The 22,529-nt window shown below is 51.3% G+C and carries 14 protein-coding genes and 1 other annotated feature; of the genes, 2 read left to right on the top strand and 12 right to left on the bottom strand.

Annotated elements, in window-relative coordinates; translation table 11 throughout:
• Positions 1–183: 183 nt before the first annotated feature.
• The gene (locus KI362_RS00570; RefSeq protein WP_301624088.1) at positions 184–6,015 is read right to left on the bottom strand and encodes a pullulanase X25 domain-containing protein; all 5,832 of its coding nucleotides are present in this window, start codon (positions 6,013–6,015) and stop codon (positions 184–186) included.
• A gap of 412 nt (positions 6,016–6,427) precedes the next feature.
• On the bottom strand, positions 6,428–7,324 hold the full coding sequence (locus KI362_RS00565; RefSeq protein WP_301624086.1) for an AraC family transcriptional regulator: 897 nt from the start codon (positions 7,322–7,324) through the stop codon (positions 6,428–6,430).
• 105 nt (positions 7,325–7,429) lie between these two features.
• Between KI362_RS00565 and KI362_RS00560 the strand changes: the two genes are divergently transcribed.
• Positions 7,430–10,072, top strand: coding sequence for an alpha-L-rhamnosidase (locus KI362_RS00560; RefSeq protein ID WP_301624085.1), 2,643 nt, complete (start codon positions 7,430–7,432; stop codon positions 10,070–10,072).
• 70 nt (positions 10,073–10,142) lie between these two features.
• Here KI362_RS00560 and KI362_RS00555 read toward each other — a convergent pair whose 3' ends face one another.
• From KI362_RS00555 to KI362_RS00535, 5 genes are all read right to left on the bottom strand, one after another.
• Positions 10,143–10,823 carry an ABC transporter ATP-binding protein gene (locus tag KI362_RS00555; RefSeq protein ID WP_212938215.1) on the bottom strand — a complete coding sequence of 227 codons (681 nt, stop codon included), beginning with the start codon at positions 10,821–10,823 and terminating at the stop codon, positions 10,143–10,145.
• On the bottom strand, positions 10,820–11,947 hold the full coding sequence (locus KI362_RS00550; RefSeq protein WP_301624082.1) for an ABC transporter permease: 1,128 nt from the start codon (positions 11,945–11,947) through the stop codon (positions 10,820–10,822). The genes KI362_RS00555 and KI362_RS00550 overlap by 4 nt, the downstream gene beginning before the upstream one ends.
• 65 nt (positions 11,948–12,012) lie before the next feature.
• Positions 12,013–13,386: a sensor histidine kinase gene (locus KI362_RS00545; RefSeq protein WP_301624080.1), complete on the bottom strand. Its 1,374-nt coding sequence runs from the start codon at positions 13,384–13,386 to the stop codon at positions 12,013–12,015.
• A complete protein-coding gene (locus KI362_RS00540; RefSeq protein ID WP_212938212.1) occupies positions 13,383–14,060 on the bottom strand; it encodes a response regulator transcription factor in 678 nt (225 codons plus the stop codon). Before KI362_RS00540 ends, KI362_RS00545 begins: the two co-directional genes overlap by 4 nt.
• Before the next feature lie 56 nt (positions 14,061–14,116).
• Entirely contained in the window at positions 14,117–14,596 is a 480-nt protein-coding gene (locus KI362_RS00535) for a MerR family transcriptional regulator (protein ID WP_301624077.1), read from the bottom strand.
• Between the two features lie 174 nt (positions 14,597–14,770).
• Between KI362_RS00535 and KI362_RS00530 the strand changes: the two genes are divergently transcribed.
• The gene (locus tag KI362_RS00530; protein WP_301624627.1) at positions 14,771–15,628 is read left to right on the top strand and encodes an SDR family NAD(P)-dependent oxidoreductase; all 858 of its coding nucleotides are present in this window, start codon (positions 14,771–14,773) and stop codon (positions 15,626–15,628) included.
• Here the strand turns inward: KI362_RS00530 and leuA are convergent.
• From leuA to KI362_RS00505, 5 genes are all read right to left on the bottom strand, one after another.
• Positions 15,595–17,271, bottom strand: coding sequence for a 2-isopropylmalate synthase (leuA, locus tag KI362_RS00525; protein ID WP_301624075.1), 1,677 nt, complete (start codon positions 17,269–17,271; stop codon positions 15,595–15,597). The two genes, KI362_RS00530 and leuA, sit on opposite strands and share 34 nt — an antisense overlap.
• A gap of 79 nt (positions 17,272–17,350) precedes the next feature.
• Positions 17,351–17,626, bottom strand: a binding site (T-box leader).
• A 38-nt stretch (positions 17,627–17,664) separates the two neighbouring features.
• Positions 17,665–18,921, bottom strand: coding sequence for a Gfo/Idh/MocA family protein (locus tag KI362_RS00520; protein ID WP_301624073.1), 1,257 nt, complete (start codon positions 18,919–18,921; stop codon positions 17,665–17,667).
• Positions 18,922–19,192: 271 nt separating this feature from the next.
• Entirely contained in the window at positions 19,193–20,014 is an 822-nt protein-coding gene (locus KI362_RS00515; protein ID WP_301624072.1) for a sugar phosphate isomerase/epimerase family protein, read from the bottom strand.
• A gap of 38 nt (positions 20,015–20,052) precedes the next feature.
• Positions 20,053–21,234, bottom strand: coding sequence for a dihydrodipicolinate synthase family protein (locus tag KI362_RS00510; protein WP_301624070.1), 1,182 nt, complete (start codon positions 21,232–21,234; stop codon positions 20,053–20,055).
• A gap of 15 nt (positions 21,235–21,249) precedes the next feature.
• Positions 21,250–22,401, bottom strand: a complete 1,152-nt coding sequence (locus KI362_RS00505) for a Gfo/Idh/MocA family protein (RefSeq protein ID WP_301624069.1) — start codon at positions 22,399–22,401, stop codon at positions 21,250–21,252.
• Between the last annotated feature and the right edge of the window lie 128 nt (positions 22,402–22,529).

The raw sequence follows: 22,529 nt of genomic DNA, 5'->3' as shown, positions 1-22,529 counted from the left end.
ACTTCGAAAGATAAAGCGTAAGCGTTCGCCTTTATGAGTGGATTTCAACCTTATAATATCTTCGTTCAATTAGAGAAATCCGCGAACAACAGCGATCGTAAGCACACTTCACACGTTGCCCTCAAAACGTAAAATTCAATAGTTCAACGTATATCGGAATTTGCTCCATAGCGAGCAGGAAGCTTAAGGTTTCTTTACTTGAATCAGCACAGCCAGAAGCTTGGCACTTTCTGCTCGGGTTGCTTGGTCCTGAGGCGCAAACAACAGATTGCCCCGGCCCTGCATTAGCCCAAGCTCCACCGCTTGATTCACATATGTCTTCGCCCAGTCTGAAATCTTTGCACTGTCACCAAATTCTGCATTTGGGGCTTGCTCTGCCGATTTGCCATTCACGTATTGGTAGGCGCGGACAATAATTGCTGCTATTTCCTCACGGCTGATTGCCGCATTCGGATCGAACGCAGAGGCATTGCGCCCCGATACAATTCCCGCCTGCGCTACGGCAGCTACAGAGCCTGCATACCATTTGGAGCTGTCTACATCGGCAAAGCTCGAAGAAGCAGCCTCCGTATTCAGTTCCAACGCCCGGGCGATCATCGCCGCGAATTCCGCACGGCTTACGTCTTTCTGCGGCGCGAATGAAACTGCGCTCACGCCTTCGATAATGTGCTTTGCCGCCATTTGCTTAATCACATCCGTAGCCCAGAAGGAAGCAGGCACATCATGATAGGTTTTGTCATATTCAAGCACGGCGTATTTACCGAAGTGATAAACCTCAGCCGTCATACTGCCGTCTTGCTTGCTTCCCCCTGCATATTGCAGTTGGCCACTGTCTTCCACATGGTATACCCCCAGCAATTCAGGCTTGGAAGTACTGTTTACGGCTAAGCTTAAAGTTACCGGTTTATTAAAGGAGGACAAGGCTACCGCGGATCCATTCTTAGGCACAATCTGCAGGTTGAATTCTAGAACATCGCCTGCTGCTGTCAGGCGAACCGCTTGGAGCCTGGCTTCCGCTGCCTTGAGCAACGAGGCTGCATTCTCGGCAGAGTGTCTGTCGATACTGAAAATGATTTCAGCCGTACTCCATTGGTCCGCTGGAAGCTGCTGCTTTAACTGTTCCAATACGTCCGCCGGAATCTGTACCTTGACTTCTCCATTTACAAATTCAAGACTTTGCCCTTGCAGCAAATCAGCTGCATTAGCAGGAAGAGCGACCTCGCGGACTCCATTTTCCATACTAATCACAACTTTCCCCGTACCGTCATTCGCCTTTTGAGTGCGCTCGCTAATTGGGATGCGGCCATTCGAATGATTGGTATTGCCGGAGCTTCCCGCATTTCCCGTGCTGCCGCTGCCGGTGTTGCCATTGTTGCCTTGATTTCCTCCCCCTCCATCAACCGTTCCGCCCGTAGTCGTTACCGTTAAGGTAAGTGTGGAGGTTGCTTTGCCGATTGCTTCACTGTTCCCGGTAAAGATGGTATCCTGGATTGCTCTGTCCGGAGCAACCGAGACAGTAATCGTATTGACACCCTTCTTAAAGCTGATTTCCTTCGAGAAGCTCATGTCATCGGCAATGCTCACCGCTTGCCCGTTGATCTTCAGATCGCCGCCTTTGATAGCATTTCCTCTAATGATCACTGTATCTGTGGTCAGGGTTGCGCCATCCATTGGCGAAGTAACCACAACCGGCTGATCGATCCAGCGGAGAATGGAGTCCTCAATCACCATTTTGTTTCCGCCCTGGTTAGTGATCAAGACATTAAGATCGGTGCCTTCAGCTCCGTAGCCGTAGTAACTGACATCATTATCGATCGTAGAATCATTCGGCGTGTGATCTGCCAGACCTTCCTCGTTCCAGGTTTTGTTCTTCGCATACTTGTAGGTAATCGAAGTTCCGTCCTGAATGAAGGTGGTGTATTCCCAATCCGTCGAAGTGGCCCCGTTACGGCTCATTTCCCATGCATTCACATCCCAGTTGTTCTGCGAGCCCGGAATCGTGATCGGTGTGCTCAATGGCGTATAATCCGGCGCATGGACTTTAAAGGTCACTTCTACCATCACAAGATCAGGAGTTACCGCCACAACATTCGAATCTATAGAATTGCCTTTTCTATCGTACGCTCGAACGAAATAAGTGTAGGTGGTTCCGTTCTCCACATCATAATCCCGATAAGTGTGAAGATCAGCGCCCTTCACCACTGCGATGGGCTGGCTGTCACGGAAAATCCGGTATAAGAACACCGAGTCATATGCGGCTTCATCTGCTCCCTGTTCGCCGCCAAAAGCTGTCGGCTCTGCTGCTGCAGTTGGCGCAGCCTCGTGAATTGCATTCATCAGATCGGTGCCCTCTGCATTCTCGGTGATTGCATCAAATGCAGGAGACAGCTGGCGCATTGATTTCGGCTGAGGATACACAACCTCGGTAACAGACCAAGAAAGATTGACCTGTCCTGATTCCTGCAAAGGCTGATCCAGCGTAATGTCTTCAACTGGCGGTATCTTGTCGGACGGATCTTGGGCGATCGTCACTGTTCCGATATCTGTATCCATCCAAGTGTGTCCAGCATCCGTTGAAAAAGCCATCCGATACTGGTATTCACCTGCTTCATAAGCGGTGAAGGTCCCTTTGAATACATTATTTGTGCCATATCCTCCACCCTGGCCTGCATAACTGGCCGGAAGCGACTCCCAATCCATTCCGCCGGGCACCATGATTTGCAGTTTTGCCTGAAGGCCTTCTGCCAAGAATTGATCTGTGGCATCCTTAATCCACACCTCGGCAGTGACGCTTTGGTCATATTCCAGGTCCACATATACGGAGCTGGTTACTGTCGCAGGACTAATGTAATAGTCTCCGGAATTCCAGGAATAGTGCGGAACCAGTGCGCTGCTCTCCGTCACCGGAGATTCATTCCCGTTTCCATCCACAGCTGTAACCATGAAGTAATACTTCTTCCCATTGGTGAGACCGCTTACAGAAGTGCTGGTACCTGTAATGGTCTCTTCCGAAAGGATCCGTTCATACAAGCTGCCGCGAATGGTGGAAGCATACACATGATATTCCTGGGCATCTCCGCTTGGACTCCACTGAAGAGTTACCGAGCTAACGCCCTCTGCTCCAGTCAGATTGCTTACAGGTGCCGGCAAAGCAAGCGATTGTCCGGCATCCGCAGTCAGCATGCGACCATCCATCGCAGGAACGGTCAAGGTAAGAGCGCCATTGGCCGTTGTCACCTTGTAGTTGGTATTCAGCTGGTCGGTCAGATGAATTCCGTTTTTCAACTGTCCCTGCAGATTAAGCTCTACTGTCTTATCAGCATTACCGCGGTTAATCGCTACGATCGCGTATTGATTATCCAGCTTGCGTCCGTATACATAGACATCTCCGCTTGCATACAGGGTTTCCAGCTCCCCGTAAGCGAATAATTGCTTATGGTCTGTACGGATTTTGCCGATCTTCTGGTAATGCTCGATCAGATCCGTATCCTCATGTCCCCAAGGATATACGCGGCGGCTGTCCGGATCGCTCGAGCCCGTTACACCGGCCTCGTCCCCATAATAAGTTGTCGGCGCACCCGGGTACCCCATCTGGAAGATGGAAGCCAGTTTCAAGCGGCTCTTGCCGAGCTCGTAATTATAATTTTTATCAAATTCCGCCCGTTCAAAGCTGTCGGTACCGCCGCCGAGAACGAATACAGCTCTTGCGGTATCGTGTGAGCCCATCAGGTTCATCAAGGCATAAAATGCTTCCTTCGGATAATCCTCTTTTACAGCCATCAGCGTACTATCCGCCGATTCGGCATTTCCGTTCTTCAGGAAATTAATAAGGGCTCCGCGGAAGCGGTAGTTCATAACCGAATCGTATTGATCACCGAGAAAATATTTGGAGGCATCGTCCCAGATTTCTCCGAGGATCAATGGGTCCTTGCCATCGTTCAGCTTCTTATCCTTGATTTCTGTTCGGAATTCCTGCCAGAATGCAGGATCCACCTCGTTAGCTACATCAAGCCTCCAGCCGGAAGCGCCGAGTGTAAGCCAGATTTTTGCCGCAGAGTCATCATCCCGGAAAATGTAATCCGCAAATTGCTCATTATTCAATTCACTATCATAGTCAACCGCAGTCCCCGGCACCGATTTGATCTCAGGCAAGCTGTCAAATCCCCACCAGGATTGGTATTCGTACCGTTCATTAGCCGTTCCTGCGTCCACCTTGTTGTTCTTGATATTAAACCAATTCTCAAAGCCATACGGACTAAAGGTCTGGCCTTCCTCCGTAAGGGTCTTGGCCGCTTGTTCCTTCGCTTCAGTCTCGGTCATCCCCTGATCATTCATCAGGTCATAAATAAGCGACCAATATTCGTATGCCCCAATGGTCGGATATTTGCCGTAACGGTCAAAATAGATGGAATCATCACCGGTATGGTTAAATACACCGTCCATAATCAAGTACATGCCGCGCTTTTGCAGCTCGGTAGTAAACGCCTCGAATTCCTCAGCGGTCCCGAACATCGGATCCAGTGACTTCCAATCTGCTGCATCATACTTATGATTGGAGGAAGCCTCGGCTATAGGGTTAAGGTACAATGTATTGACGCCGAGAGATTCGAGATAATCCAGCTTGGCGTGGATGCCCGCAATATCTCCTCCGAAAAAGTCGTTATTGTATTCTCCGTCTCCCTGATAGCCCGGTTCGTTCTTCATATCCGGATTATCCGGCAGCTCGCTCCAGTCCATATGCTCAATCGGCATAGGCCCCCTTGAGCCATGTTCATCCTTGACATGATCATTAGCCGGATTTCCGTTAAAGAAGCGGTCAGGGAAAATTTGATACACAACAGCTTCCTTCATCCAGTCCGGCGTTTTGAAGGCCGGATCATATACTGTCAACTGGAAATATCCCGCATTGCTTGCAGCCGCGCTCCCGGCTCCGCCCTCAGCGGCATCTTCGCCGTATTCGATTTGAGCGTCCCCATCACCGGCAAGGAATTTATAGCCATAAACCCCTGCAACCGCGGGAGTAATGGATGCCTCCCAAATTTCAACTTCCTCATTATTGATTATTGCCGTGCCTGCGCTGCTCATATTGTATAGCTTGCTTGAACCGCTCGTGTAATTCTTCAAAAGCACTCTCGCCCGAGTCAAATCGCCGGACTTCGACTGCAAACGAAGTGTGACCTCTTCCCCGGCTGAGATAGCCCCGAATGGAGCGCGATATAGCTTATTCCAAGTGTAGTGATAAAGCTTGGCTGCGTTAACCGCGCCATCTGAACCGCCCGGACTGTAGTCCGTGTAGATCGCGTGCGTTGCGTCATTTACATAAGTAAATGTGATCTTGGTATCCTCAAGCACATTCAAGCTGATATTGCTGCCATCCTTGACGCCGTCTGCACCGTAATTGACATCCCAGGAAGGCCCAAGCGCTATCTTGTATTCATAGCTGCCCTTCGGCACATTCAAGGTAACGGTATAGACCTTGTTATCGAATTCAGCATCTCGCAAGAGGGCCTTGGCTCCGGCGGGATCCCAATCAGCGGGGTCTCCGATTTTAGACTGAATGGAGCCTACCAGACGCGGAAGCTGGTCCTTACTCAACGGCGTATAGTGCGTCGTATCCGCAATGGCATGTGTATTATGGTTGTAGTAGAAGGTCACTTCCTGCTCAGCAGCCAAGGACAGCTTGATATTATCTCCGCCCTTGTTCGCCCCGTAGCTTACATCCCAGGAATTATTCAAAGCTACCTTGTACTCGTAATTACCTGCCGGCAGAGTCCCGGTAAAATGATAAAACCCGTTGCCATCGTAAATCATCCTGGTCGTGTGATCTCCAGGCGACCAATCGGTGCCGTTCAATTCACTTTGCAAATCACCAACCAAGACAGCAATCACCGGTTCCGGATCGCCGCTGGCTGCACTTGCCGGAGAAAATGTAAACGCTTGCGAAAATAAACTGATCAACATTGCACACACCAGAGTCATGATGAATGTGCGCTTAGATAGAGAACGTCTGCTCACCGTTGTTTCTCCCTTCGTTTCAAAGTCTCAAAGTTCTGACCCTCACCAACAATTCATGCACCCTTCCGCTTCTGGCGATCTCCCCTCCTTCCGGCATACAGAGCTGCAAGAAACCGTACTAAACATCCAATAATGCCTTCACTTTTATGCAAACGATTGCGCAAACTCGACAAAAATGACGTCTGCCGTAAAAAATCCATGAAGGGAATTTTGTCACGTAACAGCCGCATGTCATAATATGCCGAAAATTCAGCTTTCTCCAACCTTAGGTCATATTTATCTCGTATGTAGAATACCAGTTGTAATTTATAACAACCCTTCTTGTTGAGAAAACGTTTGCGCAAATAGCAAAAAGGAAGGACTTACTTTGTATTTTACTCGAAAGCGCTTTTATTGCAAGAAAAATATAGATTCAAATCATTTTTCTATAGCTGCTCGGCGTCATGCCTGTCAGCTTTTTGAACACCTCGTTAAAATGCTTGATGTCCTTATAGCCCACTTTTTGTGCGATCGCAATGATTTTCTCATCTGTATGCTGAAGCAGCTGGCAGGCCTCTTCGATTCGAAGGCCCTGAACGTATTCCGAAATGGTCGTACCGGTATAATCCTTAAAAAGCTTGCAGAAGTAGGTCGGACTCAGGAACGATTGGGAAGCCAGCTCGTTCAGCTTGGCCCCGAGGGCATAGTTCGCCCTGAGATATTGCTTGGATTGTTCGATTAGCTTGGCATGATGCGTCATTGCAGCGCCTCCGGCCTTGCCCGATTTTTTAAGCGCGCGAAAGATGTGAATAAGAAGCTCGATAAGATAAGCTCTTAGAAGCTCAACATATCCCTCTTCTTGCCTGGTAAACTCCTCCAGCATTTTCCGGTAGACCGCTTCAATCGCCGAATTTCCGCCGCCCAGTATTTTCACATCGTCGACATGGTCTGCTTCTATAGTGAAGATGGATCGAAAGGATAAATAGTGAATTACGTCGCTGAAGTCCATGTAATCAACCAGATTCACATCTATAAAATCAGGCTTGAATACACAATTGTATACCTCCAGAGGGGCTGCGGAGGGCGAATCGAACGACCTGAATTCGTGAGGCACATCGTAGTTGATCAGGAACAAATCGCCTTTGCCAACCTCATAGGTTTTATCCCCCAGAATATGAACCCCCGTTCCGGAAGCGACATAAGAAATCTCGATAAAGTCATGCACATGCAGGTGCGGCTTAGGGCTCTCGGAAATATAATTCAGAAAGATGGAATGCCCGTGCCGGAAAAATTGTTCTCCGGTATCCCGGTAAAACGAAGCATAATTCATAAAATTCACCCCCTACAATTATAATACAACCCCATGAATTCATGTAAACCGAAGCATACAATTGGAGTGTACAAATTCCTGTTAGCTTGAAGAGGAGGGAATGAATTGATTATTCAGGATTTGAAATGCAACAGAATCGAGAATCCGCTGGGTTACGCATTAAGCAAGCCCCGGCTGAGCTGGATTGTTGAGCCTGGAGCCGAAGGTGCGACGTTGCAGCAAGCTTGCCGGGTTGAGGTGGCCCTGGATGAGGCGTTCTTGAATATTTTGCATGACAGTGGAAAAAGAGAGGATATCGACAGCATCAGCTATGTGCCGGAGCTGGGTCTTGCGCCCCGCACCCGCTATTACTGGAGGGTTCATGTCTGGACGGACCGCGGCGAAGCGGCCAGCCCTGTGGCCTGGTTTGAAACCGCCAAACTGGATGAGCCTTGGACGGGGAGATGGATTACGCCCGATTGGGAGGAGCAATCCGTTCACCCGCTCCTGAGAAGGGGCTTCAGCATTCATAAGGACATCGCTCGGGCAAGGCTGTATATTTGCGGGTTGGGGCTGTATGAGGCGGAGCTTAACGGACAGCGGGTCGGGGACGAATATTTCACGCCTTACTGCAACAGCTATAACAACTGGATTCAATACCAGACCTTTGATGTTACCGGCCACATCCGCCAAGGGGAAAATGTCATCGGCGCCATGCTGGGCAACGGCTGGTACAAAGGCAGGTTTGGACTTAGCGGCATAACGCACGGCTATTACGGGAAACATTTTGCCCTGTTGTGCGAGCTCGTCATCACCTATACGGATGGCAGCGAGGACACGATCTGTTCGGATAAGGGCTGGAGATGCGCGCCGTCGCATATATTGGACAGCAGCATTTATGACGGGGAGGTTCAAGACGCGAGGAAGTATACCGAGGAATGGTCCTCTCCCTCCTTCCATGACGCCGGTTGGGATGGAGTCCGCTGCCTGGACATCGATTTCAATCTGCTGGAGGCCCGCAGAAGCCTGCCGGTAAGGATCAAGGAAGAACTGCAGCCCGTAAAGGTAATTCATACGCCAAAGGGCGAAACGGTTCTTGATCTGGGTCAAAATATGGTAGGCTGGGTCCGCTTTAAGAATAAGGCTCCCAAAGGAAGTATCATACAGCTTCAATATGGCGAGGAAATGCAGGAGGGCTGTTTTTACAGGGACAATCTCCGGTCCGCCAAAGCGGAGTTCACCTATATCTCGAATGGACAGCCCGATGAGGTCCAGCCTCTCTTCACCTTCTACGGCTTCCGGTATGTGAAGGTAGAGGGATGGCCTGGGGAAGTGAGGGCGGAGGATTTTACCGGATGTGTCGTCTATTCCGATCTGGAAGCAACGGGAACTCTTGAAACCTCTAATCCCATGGTGAACCGGCTCATTCTGAACGCCCTTTGGGGGCAAAAGGGGAATTTCCTGGATGTGCCCACCGATTGTCCGCAGCGGGATGAGCGGATGGGCTGGACGGGAGATGCCCAAATGTTCTCCGGCACCGCCTGCTTCAATATGGATTGCGATGCCTTCTTTCATAAGTATCTGTATGACCTGGCCCAGGAGCAGGCGACATTGGGCGGGATTGTTCCGCTGACCGTTCCCAGCTTCGGCTTGAACGAACAGGACTCGCACACCGGTTCCAGCGCATGGTCCGAAGCCGCGACCGTTATTCCCTGGAACCTGTATCTTCACTATGGAGACAAGGCCATATTGGAGCAACAGCTAAGCAGCATGAAGGACTACGTTGACTGGATAAGACAGCAGGATGACGGAAGCAGGCTGTGGAATACCGGCGTTCACTACGGGGATTGGCTTGCCTTGGACGGGGACGGCGAATTCAACCCGCTTGGAGGAACCCCAACCGATCTGATCGCCACCGCTTATTATGCCTACTCCTCGGAGCTTGTCGCCAAAGCCGCCAAGGCATTAGGCAAGGACAGCATGGCAGCGGATTATTTCAAGCTGTCGGCTGAGGTCAAGGCAGCCTTCTGTCAAGAATTCGTCACCCCGAGCGGACGACTGGCAGCGGATACTCAAACCTCTTACATTCTCGCACTTTTCATGGATCTGGTTCCGGAATCGTTCCGGCCGCGAATCATCGAAGACTTGCGCCGAAATCTGGAGAAGAACAAGTTCTATTTACAGACGGGCTTTGTAGGGACGCCTTATTTCTGCAGGGTTTTATCCGAAAACGGGCACAACGATCTGGCATACAGATTATTGCTTAACGAGGAATACCCGAGCTGGCTCTATGAGGTCAAGATGGGAGCGACGACGATTTGGGAGCGGTGGAATTCGCTGCTTCCCGACGGGAAATTCGGCGAGCTCGGCATGAACTCGTTGAACCATTATACGTATGGTTCCATCGTGGAATGGATGTACCGCAACATGTGCGGAATCCAGCCGCTGGAGGAAGCCCCCGGCTTCAGGAAAATCCGGCTGGCCCCTCAGCCCAATCCCCTGTTGAAGCATGTTAAGGCGTCCCTGAAGACAGCTTCGGGACTTTACGAGAGCGCTTGGAGCTATGAAGAGGACGGCCTCCATTACCGGTTCCGCATCCCTTTCCATGCCGAGGCCGAGCTCGTACTCCCGGATGCGGATATCAAGGACATCACGGTAAACGGAATATCGCTTGAGGCAGGCAGTCTATCTTACAAGGAAGAAGACCGAACAGTGAACATGGTACTCAAGACCGGTCAGTACGAAATTATTCATTCTGTTAAGCAGTGAGCTTCATGAAGAAATCAATCAACAGAACGGCCAAAGAGTTTTCCTTGGCCGTTCTTGTTGTTATGTGCAATTATTTCCCCGCAACCAGCTTGCCCTCTTCCAAAAACAATACCCGATCACACAGCGGCAGCACTCGCTCATCATGCGTTACAATCACTGCGCTTTTCGCTTGTCCCCTTACTTGCTGCGCAATCAGGTTGACAACATCCAGGCCGCGGGCCGCATCCAGACTGGCGGTTGGCTCATCCGCAAACAGAACAGCCGGATCATTCATCAGCGCCCTCGCGATAGCGACCCGTTGCCGTTCCCCGCCCGAAAGCTTATCCGGATACGCCTGCAGCCGATGGGACAGGTCCATCCTGCGGAGCAATTCAGCTGAACGCTTTGCGGATTGAGCCTTCACCTGACCTGCCAGGTTGGCAACAAGCTGCAACTGCTCTTGCACTTTCAAATACGGGATCAGATTTGCACTTTGAAAAATAAATCCGATTTTCCGCAAACGCAGCTCTGACAACTCCTGTTTGCTTTTATTAAGAATAGATGTGCCCTCAAGCCGAACATCGCCGCCCGTCGGTACCAACAATGCGCCTGCGATGGACAGAAAGGTACTCTTTCCTGATCCGGACGGGCCCATCACAGCGATTATTTCTCCTTCGGATACCTCCAGATTCAGGTTGTCCAATATCTTTCGTTCGGTCCCTCCATCTTCAAAGGTTTGCGTAATTTGTTGCAATTCAAGCAGATGTCTCATGCTGCAGTCCTCCCAATCGCATCCAGCGCATCTATTTTAGTTACCTTCCATACGGAAAATAAGGAGCCGCCAAGTGACATGACGATAAAGGAGACACCGGTAATCACCGTGGTTAGCCAGCCCAATTGAAATGGCATGGATTCAGGCAAGACTGCCTTGAATAGTTGAACGATCAGAATACTTAGAGCCAGACTGCCGACCGACAGAACCAGAACCTGAAGCGCTACGCTTTTTGCCAGATAGGAGGTTCGAGTGCCAATAGCCTTCAAAATACCAAACTGGCTTGTCTTCTGGATGGTAATAACGTAGAAAAAGACGGCCAGGACAAATGCAGAAATGGCAAACAGGAATCCAATCATCATCAGCAGTGAACCCTGTTCTTCCTTGTAACCCGGAATGGCTGAGATAGCCTCCGACTTGGTGATTATCTCCGTTCCCGGCAAGGCCTCCTGCAAATGGGTCAACTGATCCGCCGAGTCCTTTACGGCAATCGCATTGTACCGGGTGTTACTTGCAGCCTCGTCAGCACCTGGATGGCCTGGGGACTGCATTTGAAGATCAATCCAGTCTTGCTCACTGAGAAATACCGCAGGGGTATGGCTAAAGGATTCATTGGCTACAAATCCATTGACCGTCCACTCCGCTCCTGAAGCCTGATCTACAAGCACCGTACCGATATCTATCCCATCCTCAGTCATCGATTGATCGACAAGAACATAACGATTCGATGAATCAGAGAGCTTGGTACCGGATGTCAGCTCAGGCATCAGCCAGCCTTCCGGCCGAACAGCAAGCAGCGTAATATCCAGCTTCACCGTCTCTCCCTCAGGAATGACAGTCGTCATGCTTACTCCGAGCGGCTCCACATTCTGATCGCCTACAACAGCCGCTGCCGCATCAAGCTGCTCCTCGTCGATCTGTGACCGGGTAAACCGGTGATTCGAGTTATCTTCCATTACAAAATGAGTAGCCGCCATATTTTTTACAGAAGCAGCATTATCATAAGCAAGCCCTTGAGCAAGGCCTGTGACGAATAATACGAGAAACGCAACAAGCACCATTATTGTAGCAATCAGGATATATCTTGCCTTGGCAAATCTCATCTCTCTAAGCGCTAAAAACATAGGCTTCCCTCCTTTGTTATGAGCAAATTATAGGAAGCGAAAATAAACAGCAAATAAACAACAGGTTACAGCCGCGGTAAAGACACCGTAAAGAGGGTCCCCTCCGATGAACTGGTCACCTCGATTTGACCGTCATGGATCTGGATGATTTTTTTCACGATGGAAAGACCTAGCCCAGTCCGGCCAGTATGCTTCCGTGCACGATCCGCCCGATAGAAACGATCGAATATAAAAGGCAGGTGCTCGTCTTCAATCCCATCTCCGGTATCACGGATGTAGATCAAATGATGAGCAGCAGTCTGCTCGGCCCGGATCTCAATCGATCTTCCGTTCGGAATATGATTTACCGCGTTGCCAAGTAAATTCATCCATACCTGCATGAGCAGCACTTCATCGCCGTGAAGCTGGATCGTGTCGGGCACAGATAATTTGAGCGACAGTTCCTTTTCCTCCAACTGCCATTGCAGCAATTTAGCTGCCTGCCGAATTTGGCCAAGCAGAGAGAAGGTTGTCCGGGTAATAGCCTCCTGACCGGATTCCAGGGAGGAGAGCAGGAGCAGCTGTCTACTAAGCAAAGAGAGTTGCTGGCTTTCTTCTTCAATAATCGTCGAATAATGCTGCCGGTCTGACGGGGAAAGACTGTCGTCGGCGAGCACCTTGGCAAAGCCTTGAATCGAAGTGAGCGGGGATTGAATTTCATGGGATACATTAGATACAAACTGCTGGCGCGACAAATCCACCCGCTCCAGCTCCCGGCTCATCGTCATGAAATGTCCGGCTAATTGCCCGACTTCATCACGTCTTGTGCCCGGCAAGCGAAGATTGTAGTTGCCTGCGGCTATTTGCTTGGTCGCTTCCGTCAATTGAGTGATCGGTTTAACCAGGTATCTGGTACTGAAAATGAATAGAGCGATACTGATAACCACCGTAAGCAAGCCGATTAGAGCGAAGAAAATGCGCAATTCACCGAACTGCAGGATCACGTCCGGGCGCATGAACAGAGCATATATTTGCTGATCCAGATGAACGGTAACTCCAACCGTGTTGCTTAAACGGTTATCGAAAAAGCCCGTAATAAATAGCTTGTTGGGAAATTGGGCTACACCATGGTAGACCTCTCCGTTCAGCACTTGATCAATAGCCTGTCTACTCAAATCCTGCTTTCGAAATTCCCTGCCGAAAAAGTGGTCCTCACCTTGGGCATTCGTCAGATAGATTTCATACCCAAGCGCGGCAGCATTATGAAGATAGTCCTCCATCCGCTCAGGATCATCCTCTGCATATTCTTTAATTTGCTCCGCAATAGTGACCAGCTTCTGATCATTGAAGGACTTAAGCTGGATATGATAGTACACATTCGAAATGATAAATCCGAGCAAGCTGCTGGCTAGAATAACGGCAACCGTAATGAGAAAGACCCGGGAGTACAACGATCTCATGGCGTCTTCACCTCGATCTTATAACCGATTCCCCGGACCGTCTGAATCGTAAAGTCGCTTGTATAATCCGCAAAACGCTCCCGCAGCCGCTTGATATGAACGACCACGGTATGGTCATCGCCCTCATAATCCTCTCCCCATACTAGACGAATCAGTTCGTCCCTCGAGAACAGACGCCCTGGATATTGGGCAAGCTGGGATAGCAATTCGAATTCCTTCATGGGCATGATGAATACAGATTGCCCGTCGGAAACCTCGAAATTATTCCGGTCAATCGTAATGCGATTCAATTTAATGATATTATCCGAGGTTCGGTTGTAACGGCGGAATAACGCCTTGACCCTGAACACCAGCTCCTCCGGCTCGAACGGCTTGGTCACGTAGTCATCCGTCCCGCGCAAATAACCCCTTTTCTTATCTGCCAGTTGATCCAGCGCAGTAAGCATAATAATCGGAATATTGTAATCGTTCCTGATATATTCGCATAAATCAAAACCGTCCATCCCAGGCATCAAAATATCTATAATCGCAAGATCTATCGGAGCCTGCCCCATCAACTTAACCGCTTCTTGCCCATCCTGTGCTTCATGCACCTGATAGCCCTCCTTAGTCAGCGCATAACGAAGGAGCTCCCTGATATTCACATTGTCGTCAGCGATCAGCACTTGCTTCATAAGCTTGTCCACATTCCCTTCATGGCCGAAATAACCGTCAATAGTCTTAAGCTGCGTTACTTCCCTGCTTTGCCCGACATAGGAAAATAACTCATCTCCGCAGGCGAGGAGGTCTTGGGCTTTGCTTCTCTCTCGCTATGACCGTCAAGACCTTCAACCGAGCAGTCCCGCCGGTATTTCCCCTCCTTCAGCTTCATATCGATAAAGTCTACGACCTGCTGCAGAGAGCTGATTTGTGCGGCAATATTTTCCCTATGGCTTCTTAAAAGCTCGACTAACTCAGGATAATCGGCGGGATCGCTATCTTTAGATACCGACAAAAAGGGGCGCATTTCTTCTAACGGCATTCCCGTCTTTTTGAGGCAGCCTAACAGTTGGATGGTCTCGATGTCCTCCTGACGATAGATACGGTGCCCGTTGTCCTTCCGCTCCGCACGAGGGAGCAATGCGATCTTTTCATAATAACGGATCGTATCCTCGGTCATCCCCGTTTGCTCGGCGGTCTGTTTTATCGTAAAGGTCTGTTCATCTTTCATTCCATTCTCTCCCGGTAATTGTTTTCTGTGCATTATACATCTTGGAGCTTACTCCAAGTCAAGTCTCTTCTTCTCGGAGAAAACGTGATTTTGGCCCCTTGACTTGGAGCCGACTTCAAGTTGTAGAGTGTGCATGACTAGAGCAAATATGCTGCTATAAGGAGAAGATGCATGATGAAGAAGAGCCCAAGTGAACACGTTGCATTGATTACCGGCGCAAGTGCCGGGATCGGTCTGGAATTAACTCGAAGACTATTGTCCGAGAACTGGCAGGTGGTTGCTCTGAACCGTTCCAACTTTCCAGAGGACGATCAGAACCTCCAAAATGCGGTCCATAGCGGATCACTTCGCGTTTATAAAACGGAGGATCTTTCGGATTATGTCAGCTTGAGACGTACCTTGGAAGAGATAAAAAGCAAGGAGCAGCGAATCGATATTTTATTTAATAATGCCGGCGGCTCCTTTTCTCAACTGAGCTATTCGAAGCAGGGGCGGGAGATGCACTATGAGTTGCTGACGGTTGTTCCGTACATTATTCTGATGGAACTGAAGGGGCTGCTGGAACAAGGGGATTTAAAAACAGTGATTAACACCTCGTCTGCAGCATTTCATTTCACCAAGATGTTTTCAATGGAAATTCTGGAGCGTCCCAAAACGTTCCGTAAACTGATCGGCCCTTACGCCACCTCAAAGTTAGCTCTTTCACTGTGGACTCAGGCCATCGCACCTCAGCTTGCCAAGAAGGAGTTGATGATCCGCAGTGTTGACCCAGGGGGCAACAACACGCTAAGAAAGGGGAAACCGTCCGGAATCCCCCTTGTTGTTAAAGCGCTGATGCGGTTATTTTTCCCTCCGCCTGCTCACGGTGCCGACAAGCTGTATGAAGGGGCTCTAGGAGCTCACCGGAACAAGACCGGCGTATATTTGGTGAAAGGTCAGGTTTCAAAATTAAAATTTAGCGACCAGGCGCAGAAGGTGCTGCAAAGAATCCAACAGATTTATGAAGCTGAATTTTTAAGACGGATAAACTGATTCACTGCGCTAAACAAGGCTTTTACAGATGAGGTCATAATATCAACGTCAATGCCGCAACCCCAATATAAGCGCCCGTCCGAAGCCGTAATCCCGATATAAGACACCGCTTGTGATTTAGAGCCCGTTTCCAGGGCATGCTCTTTATAGATCAAATCGGTGTAGCTTATGCCAAGACTGGTTTGCAGCGCATTGCTGATCGCATCGAGTCTTCCGTTCCCGGCGCCTTCGATTTCCTTGACTTCATTGCCGGTCCGTATCGTGACGGTGGTTTGAAAATTCTCCTGATCTGCAGAGCGGTATTTGACGAACTCAACAGGCGTCTTTATATTCACATATTCCTTCTGAAAAATATCATAGATTTCGTCCGGCATTAATTCCTTTTGCCGATGATCGGATACGTTTTTGACGAAGTAGCCGAAGTTTTCGCGCATTTTCGCCGGCAGATCGAGTCCGTATTTCAGCTGCAGCACGTATCCGATCCCGCCTTTGCCGGACTGGCTGTTAATGCGGATAATATCGCCTTCATATTCTCTGCCAATGTCCTTTGGATCAATCAACAGATATGGCACCGACCAAGTCCCGGGCTCCTTTTCCTCACGCCATTTCATGCCTTTGGCAATCGCGTCCTGATGCGAACCGGAGAAAGCGGTGAATACCAGCTCGCCTCCGTAAGGATGCCGTTCGCTTACTCTCATCTTGGTCAATCGCTCATAAACAGAGATGATCGCCGGAATGTTCTCGAAATTCAGCTTCGGATCTACCCCATGCGAGTACAGGTTTAGAGCCAGAGTCACAATGTCCACGTTCCCTGTTCTTTCTCCGTTACCGAACAAAGTGCCTTCGACGCGCTGGGCTCCGGCCAGCACCCCCAGCTCCGCATCCGCCACGCCTGTTCCCCTGTCATTATGAGGATGAAGCGACAAAATAACATGCTCCCGGAAATTCAGATGCTCGCTCATATACTCGATCTGGCTGGCATAGATGTGAGGCATCGACATGGATACCGTTGCAGGAAGATTGATGATGACCGGATTGTCCGCCGTCGGCCGCCATACGCTCAGCACGCTGTTGCAGATTTCCAGCGCAAACTCAATTTCCGTCCCGGTGAAGCTTTCCGGCGAATACTGGAATTGAAAATTCCCCTCCGTTTCCTCCGCGCACTGCTGGAGCAGCCTGGCTCCCGCCACAGCGATATCGATAATTTCCTGCTTGGATTTACGGAATACCTGTTCCCGCTGCGCTACGGATGTTGAGTTGTACAAATGCACTACAGCCTTTTTCGCGCCCTTCAGCGATTCGAAGGTTTTGCGGATAATATGCTCTCTCGATTGAGTCAGCACCTGGATCGTTACATCGTCCGGGATCAATTCCTGCTCGATCAAAGTGCGCAAAAAGACAAACTCCGTCTCCGATGCTGCGGGAAAACCGACCTCGATCTCCTTGAAGCCGATATCCACAAGCATTCGGAAGTATTCCAGCTTCTCCTCCAGATTCATCGGGACGATCAGGGCCTGGTTTCCGTCACGAAGGTCCACGCTGCACCATGTCGGCGCCTCTGTCATATACTCCTTCTGGGTCCATTTCAAGCTTGTCTCCGGCGGCATAAAATATCCTCTGGCGTACTTCTCAACATTTTTCATAGGTAATCCTTCCCTTCATCGATTTACTGTGCTGACCTGCCAAAGACCGAAAGCGCAAAAAAAGCCTTTCATCTCCACTGACAGAGACGAAAGACTTTGACATCTTACGCGGTACCACTCCGAATTCATGCCATCAACGGCATGCCCTCTACGGATGCAGGATTGCAAAACGAACAAACCAGGCATCCTCCTGCTGATAACGGTCAGGCTCCGGCTCCGCTTACTTCACACTTGCACTTTAGGGTTCAGCGGGCAACTCCAAGGCGAGTTCCGATTCTCTACACGGCTGTTTCACACCATCCAACAGCTCTCTGTTCGTTTGGAAAACCGTACTATTCCTTCTCAACGTATTTGAATGATTTGAATTTATGCTATCTCACCGACATGACGGTGTCAAGTGAAATCTGATTTTTCATCGCTCGGCCATGATTTGCGCATGTCAGCAGGCAGCTCGAATCGGCTGTAGCCCGCCATCGGGAACGGACGGGACGACATCGCCCATGGAAACGGGTATTCGCTGTACAGCTTCCGCCTTGCCGCCACCTCCCTCATCTTCTCGGACAAGCCCGGAAGCAAGCGTACTGTAGACTCGCCGGCCTGCCGCTCGGTCACGAACTGGCGGGGAATGGCATGAACGGCACGGGCCGACTCATAAGTGCCATTGGAGACCAGTACGAAGCTTCGGCACGCCTCCAGCGGTGAAAAGAGCGGCTTCTCCGGGCTCTCAATCGCTTCCATCAGGTTCACATACATATTGCGGATCAAGTCAACCGGGCCGAACGCCAGCTCCTCTTCACCATCCCGTGTGTGAATAGTCAGCTTGTTCTCGTAATCCCAATATGCCTTTCCTTGCGTTCCATTTACGGTAATGAAAGGCTCTCCACTTCCCTCAGAGCAAAGCATTGCATAAAAATGGACGTCTGCGCCATTAGCCATAACGGCGCGGATACAGGACACATCGTCCCCTTCGATATCGTTGACATGGTAAAGCTCGGCCTGCACCGATTGCGGGTGCAACCCCGGTGCCCCTTCAACTCCGGCCGCTAGTAAGCAATTATGCAGCAGGTGGGCGAAGGGATTGTTGAATGTCCCATCGAGCACATATTGGCCGTCGCTGACCAGCTTGCCCGCCCAGCGGGTCCGGTCGTAGTATGCGCGGGACCGCTTCCACATGCCGACACCAACTACATGCTCAACCTGACCGAGTGCGCCGGAGCCGAGTCTCTCCAATAGTGTCCGGAATGCCTGACCCGACGTATTTTGAAAGTTCACTTGGCACAAGCGGCCCGTCTCCCGCTGCACGGCGATCATCTCGTCCAGGTCTTGAATCGTGATCGCCGGGGGCTTCTCCACCAGGACATGAAAGCCCATGCGCATCGCCTGGATGCACATCGGCTTATGGGTGGCAATCGGCGTGGCGATCGCCACGAAATCGATGTCCGGATGAAGTGTAAGCATCTGTACATAATCCGTATAATGAATGGCCCCGAGTGCAGCCAGCTTGCCATAAGATTCCTGATGCGCATCAGCATTCGGTTCTGTAAAAGCAACCACCTGCAGCCTGCCCTCTCCGGCCAGCTTCTGCATCATTTTCACATGCTCAACGCCAAATCCTCCGATTCCAATCAGCGCAGCGCGACAAATCTTCACTTTCCATCCCTCCATAGCTGATGCCTTGACAAGCTGTATAAGTTGAACTAATGATTATACACACGAGGCAACGTGTAAAGTGTTCTTACGATCGCTGTTGTTCGCGGATTTCTCTGATTGAACTAAGCCATCACAAGGTAGAAATCCACTCACAAAGGCGAACGCTTACGCTTCTTCAGCACACTTTACACTTATGCCTTTTCTGTGCAGTTATTTAGTTCAACTTATACAGGTATCGATCTCCCTACTCGCCAAGGCTATACATGAACTATCAGACGTGCTGCAAATAACGTTCCTTAATGAGTGCAAGCGCCTCGTCCCCCGGCATATCCCATACTTGCCGGTTGAAGATTTCCACTTCAATCGCCCCTGTGTAACCGGCTACCTCAACGGCATGGCGCATCCGGCGCAACTCGATGACCCCGTCACCCATCATTCCCCTGCCCATCAGCAGGTCGGGAACCGGCACGACCCAATCGGAGACGTGGAACCCGAGTATCCTCCCTCTGGCTCGTTCAATCTGCCCGTACAACTCGGGGTCCCACCAGACGTGGAACGCGTCTACAACAACGCCGACGTCCTGGGGGTCGTGCTGCTCTGCAAGCGTGTTGGCTTGCGCCAATGTATTAATAACGGACCGTTCAGCGGCGTACATCGGATGCAACGGCTCGATGCCGAGCTTGACTCCGTGCGAGCGGGCGAACGGGGCAAGCTCCGCGATAGCCTCTTCGACGGTCTTGCGGGCGAAATCGATGTCCCGGTCCGGCGCCGGCCCGCATACGAGCACGAGCACGTCGGTGCCGAGCTCGGCGGCTTCCTCGACGGCGCGGCGGTTGTCGTCCATCCGCTTTTTGCGCTCAGTTGCGGTGGCCGCCGGAAAATAACCGCCGCGGCAAAGGCTGGAAACGCGCAGGCCTGCGTCGCGCACAAGCCGCTTGCTCTCGGCCAAGCCGGCCTCGGCGACCTTATGCCTCCAGAGAGCGATCCAGGGCACTTCGGCACGAACGCAGGCTTCCACGGCCTCACTCATATTCAACCGATCGGTCGTAATCTGATTCAAGCTGAGTCTATCTATGGAACGAAGCGGTTCCATGCTAATCCCTCCCGGATTTTAAATATCGCTAACGATGATTACGGCTGAATACCCGCCAGTGCCAGGACAGGCTTCATCCGCTGAACAGCGAGCTCCGGATCGGCCAATAGCCCGGCCCGGTCAGCAAGCACGAACAACTCAGCCAAATGGAGGATGGAACGCCAGCCCTCCGCTCCTCCGATCATACGGAAATGCGGCTGATGACCGTTCAAGTAGGCCATAAATACAATTCCTGTCTTGTAGGCGTACGTCGGCTTCTGGAAAATATGACGTGACAAGGCGACTGTAGGCTCCATGATTGAATCGTAACCCGTCAGGTCACCTCTATCCAGCGCGTGGAGCGCCTGGGCGGCAGCTGGCGCAATCGCGTCGAAGATACCAAGCAGCGCATGGCTGTGACCCTGCTCATCGCCCTTGATGAGCTCCGGATAGTTGAAGTCGTCGCCGGTGTACATCTTGACGCCCTCCGGCAACAGCCGGCGCATCTTGATTTCTTTATCTGCATCGAGCAGCGATATTTTGATCCCGTCCACCTTATCCGCGTGTGCCCGAATGACGCGCAAGCAAACCTCCATCGCCTCGTCCAGATCATGCTTGCAGCCCCAATAACCGGCCAGCGCAGGATCGAACATGTCACCGAGCCAATGCAGGATAACAGGCTGCTTCACTTGTCCCAAGATGCGCCCGTATACGCGCTCATAATCCTCCGGCCCTTTCCCGCAAGCGGCAAGCGCACGGCTCGCCATCAGAATGACTTGACCGCCTTCGCCCTCGATGAAGCCGACTTGCTCCTCATAGGCGGCTTCCACGTCAGCAATCGTGACCGAAGGTCCCGGAAGCAGATGGTCGGTTCCAGCGCCACAGGCAATTTTGCCGCCAACCGAGCGCGCTTCCGAGATCGAGGCACGGATCAGCTCTTTCGAGCTGTTCCAGTCGAGACCCATGCCGCGCTGCGCAGTATCCATCGCCTCCGCCACACCCAGACCGAGCGACCACAGATGATGCCGATAGGCGAGCGTCGAGTTCCAATCAATCGGCGCGTGATGCAGCGGATCGGCGTCCGCAAACGGATCGCAGACCACATGGGCGGCGGAAAAGGCGATGCGGCCCGTAAACGGCAATTGGGTCAGCTTGGCCAGCTTCTCGAACAAGATTGTCTGTACCGGAGTGTATTCATATAACTGTCCCCCTGCACGGGGAAGAAGCAGCGATTTAGCCATCTGTATCCCTCCCTTTTACAAGCTCAGCTTCGGCACGTCAACCCAGCGGCGCTCCTGCCATGACTGCAAGCTGAGATCGGCAAGCTGGGTGCCCTTTGCCCCTTCAAGCAGATCCCATGGGAACGGCGTATCGATAGCGACATGCTTCAGGAACATTTCCCATTGTACTTTGAAGGCATTGTCGAAGGTCCCATTGTCAGGCACCTCCACCCATTGATCGCGGAACCGGAACGGATTCGGAATGTCCGGATTCCATACCGGCTTCGGTGTGTTGACCCGATGCTGCGTCTTGCAGTCCCGCAAGCCCGCCACGGCGCTGCCTTCGGTGCCGTCCACCGTAATCGTAAGCAGATCGTCGCGGTCGACACGCACCGCCCAGGACGAATTGGCCTGCACGATAATCCCGCCTTTGATCTCAAACGTGGCGTAGGCCGCATCGTCTGCCGTGCAATCATACGGAGCGCCTTGCTCGTCCAGACGTTTCGGAATATGCGTAGCGGCAAGGCAAGACACAGACTCCACTTCCCCGAACAGGTTTTCGAGCACATAACGCCAATGGGCAAACATGTCGACGATAATCCCGCCGCCGTCTTCCTTGCGGTAGTTCCACGAAGGACGTTGGCCCGGCTGCCAGTCGCCCTCGAACACCCAATAGCCAAACTCCATCCGCACCGACAGGATGCGCCCGAAGAAGCCGGAGTCGATCAGACGCTTCAGCTTGAGTAACCCGGGCAAAAACAGCTTATCCTGGACGACGCCGTTTTTCACACCAGCCTTGGTGGCGATGCTCGCCAGCTCAAGCGCCCCGTTCAAATCCACGGCCGTCGGCTTCTCGCAATAAATATGCTTGCCCGCGGCGATCGCCTGCTTGATGCTTTCTGCGCGGCGAACCGTCGTCTGGCTATCAAAATAGATTTCATTGTATGGATCGGCAAGGCAGGCTTCAAGATCCGTGCTCCAGCGTTCAAGGCCGTGGGCTTCTGCCAGCGCCTGCAGCTTATTCTCCTGCCGGCCGACCAAAATCGGATCAGGCATGACGACGTCTCCCCCTGGAAGCGCAACGCCCCCCTGCTTACGAATTGCAAGAATTGAACGGATCAAATGCTGGTTGGTCCCCATTCGTCCGGTCACCCCGTTCATAATAATTCCGATATTGCGAACTGCCATTATTCATTGCTCCCTTCGCTTCGTATACCCGTATTGTAGCCGAGTCATAGCCGCATTTCTTACAACTCCAGGAACACGATTCTCAATTTCGGAAGCGATTTCTTCAAGGCAAGCAATATCCCCCACCA

Origin of the sequence: Paenibacillus apis (genome assembly GCF_018333295.1) — a bacterium.
In the GTDB taxonomy this organism is placed as follows: Bacteria; Bacillota; Bacilli; order Paenibacillales; family Paenibacillaceae; genus Fontibacillus; species Fontibacillus antibioticophila.
This window is presented reverse-complemented; position numbering and strand designations above follow the sequence as displayed.